The 2,241-nt window shown below is 65.7% G+C and carries 1 protein-coding gene; it reads left to right on the forward strand.

Translation table 11 applies throughout. From position 1 onward, the window contains the following. A partial coding sequence (locus tag FJ980_RS34895; protein ID WP_246676615.1) for a DUF5801 repeats-in-toxin domain-containing protein occupies positions 1-2,241 on the forward strand: 2,241 nt, incomplete at both ends.

Consider the following 2,241-nt stretch of genomic DNA (forward strand, 5'->3'; position numbering starts at 1 on the left):
ATCCCGACGACACGGTTGCACTCACCGCCGGCTCGCTGGCCGTGAAGGTCACGATCACGGATAGCGATGGCGACTCCGCCAGCGCCAGCGCCGACGTCTCGGGCCAGATCAGTTTCGACGATGACGGGCCGAAGGTGACGGCTGTCGCCGCCACCGGCGTTACGGTAGCGCTTGACGAGACGGCGACCGCGAGCACCCCGGCTGGGATCGACACTGGTACGGTCACCAAGGGCGAGGATCCCGATGTCGGCGGCACCGGCGCGATCGCGCACGGCACCAGCGACAGTGCCTTCGTCAACATCACGGCGCTGTTCGGCGCCGACGGTCCGGCCGTTTCGGGCAGCACCGTCTATGCGCTGAGCGTGACCAATGCGGTCTCGGGCCTTGCCGTCACCGACGGCTCGCTGATCACCTTGCAGACGCTGGCCAATGGCGTCGTGGTCGGCGTCGTGCAGGGCGGAACGTTCAATGGCGATGCGGCGTTCGCGCTGTCGATCGATCCGGCCACCGGCAAGGTGACCGTCGAGCAATATCTGTCGCTTCATCATTCGAACGCCTCCAATCCGGACGACACGGTGGTGCTGGGCCTGCATTCGGTCGCAGTGAGCGTGACCGTCACCGATGGCGACGGCGACACCGCCAGCGCCAGCGCCGATGTCTCGGGCCAGATCAGCTTCGACGACGATGGTCCGAGCCTGACCATCTCGCAGCCGAACGGTGCCTTGAACGGCCTGTTCCTGGACGGCTTCGTCCCCAATGGCGACGCCTGGGGTGCGGGCAGCGGCACCACGACCGGTCCCGCCGGCGCCTGGACCGTCACGGCCTCGCCTTACGAGGGCGCCAGCAGCATCGAATTGCAGAAGGTCGGTGACGGCTATCGCGGTGCAGACAGCCCGACCAACAGCGTTATGGTCGACCTCGAGGCCAGCCCCGGCAACATCCAGATCTCGCAGACCATGCTGCTCAGCGCCGGCGAATACCGCATCTCCTTCGAGATCGGCGCCGCCAACGACACCAGCCTCCCACACAGCGCCAAGCTCGAAGTGCTGTGGAACGGCGTCTCGGTCGGAACCTATGATCCCACGTCGGGCGTCATGCAGACCATCGCCATCGACGTCACGGCGACGGCCGGCGACAACTCACTGACGTTCCGTGAAATCGGCGAAAAGGGCGACAATACCGGCACCTTCCTTGCCAACATCAAGGTGGGCGACATCATCGTTATCGACGAGACCGCAGGTGTCGATGCCGATTCCGACGACACCACTAATCAGGCCGTCAAGGACCTGTTTATCGGCGTCAATGCCGGGACCGATCCCGACATGCCGCTGCACCAATATGCGCAAGGCAGCGGCGGCGTCGTGAACGCCACGGCGCTGTTCGGCGCCGACGGCGCGGCAGCGAGCAATTCGCTCGTCTATGCGCTCACCCTTGCCAGCAATACGGGCGTGGATTCCGGCCTGAAGACCACCGATGGCCACGCAATCTCGCTGTTCAACGACGGCAACGGCCACATCATCGGCGTCTATGACGCCAACAACAACGGCGTTACCGCCACCGACAAGGTCGCCTTCGCCCTGCATGTCGATGCCGCCACCGGCCAGGTCGCGGTTGCGCAATACGTCTCGCTCCACCATCCCGACACCAGCAGCAACGACGAGGGCATCGCGCTCGGCGCCGGCTCGGTCTCGGTCACCGTCACCGCGACCGATGGCGACGGCGACCACATCACACAAAGCGCCGACATCTCCCAGACCATCGTCTTCGAGGATGACGGGCCGAAGGCCGTCGGAACCGCCTCGATCACGGCGAATGTCGACGAAGACGGGCTTGCCGGACACAACCCAGATGCCGGCAGGCCGGGTGAGACGGGAGCGATCGGCCTTTCCGCGACCGTCACGGGCGCTGCCGGCGCGCTGACCGCGCTCGTCGACTTCGGCGCCGACGGCCCGGGCGCCCAGGCGTTTCATCTTGCCTCGACGGCCGTGCCGGCGGATTCCGGCCTTACGTCGCAGGGCGCGCATGTGCTCATCGTATCCGATGGGAGCACCTTGCATGGTTATGCCGAGGCAGGAAACGGCGCCGGATTCTCGGACGGCGACCGCGAGGTCTTCCGGCTGACCGTGAGTGCCGACGGCTCCTACGTCTTCACGCTCAAGGATCAGATCGATCATCCCACGCTGGACGGCCAGGCCGGAGACAATGGCGAAAACCAGCTGACGAGCCCGATCGATCTTTCCT

Origin of the sequence: Mesorhizobium sp. B1-1-5 (genome assembly GCF_006443065.1) — a bacterium.
Lineage (GTDB): Bacteria > Pseudomonadota > Alphaproteobacteria > Rhizobiales > Rhizobiaceae > Mesorhizobium.